1 protein-coding gene is annotated in these 474 nt (G+C 74.3%); it reads right to left on the bottom strand.

Annotated elements, in window-relative coordinates; translation table 11 throughout:
- Nucleotides 1-452: M16 family metallopeptidase (locus ACU8YC_RS26790; RefSeq protein WP_446896232.1), on the bottom strand; the 452-nt coding region annotated here is incomplete at its 3' end.
- Nucleotides 453-474 lie beyond the last annotated feature (22 nt).

Raw genomic sequence — 474 nt, 5'->3', positions numbered from 1 at the left:
GCCAGCAGGTCGTCCCGGGTGATCGCCGTCACGCTCTCCACGGTGCCGGAGGACGGGCGGGCGTAGGGGTGGCCGGCGAAGGCCTCCTTGAAGAAGCGGCGGGAGGCGAGCACGCCCGGATCGTTCTGCTGGTAGCGCAGGCCGGCGATGATCTGGGCGCGGACGCGCTCGATCGCGTCGGGGTCGAGGCGCGGCTTGGCCAGCGCCAGGGCGAGGAGCGCGATGCCCTCGTCGGCGTGCTTCACCAGCATCTTCAGCGAGCCGCCGACCGCGTCGGCGCCCGCGTGGAACGACAGCTCGATCGCCCGGGCGGCGAGCCGCTCCTGGAACAGGTCGGAGGTGAGGTCGCCGGCGCCCTCGTCGAGGAGCCGCGCCAGCATCTGCGCGCAGCCGGCCTTGCCGGCCGGGTCCTGGGCGGCGCCGCCCTCGAAGGTGAAGGCCAGGGCGATCATCGGCACCACCGGCGACTCGACG

Source organism: Citrobacter sp. VF227 (genome assembly GCF_052950715.1).
This window is presented reverse-complemented; position numbering and strand designations above follow the sequence as displayed.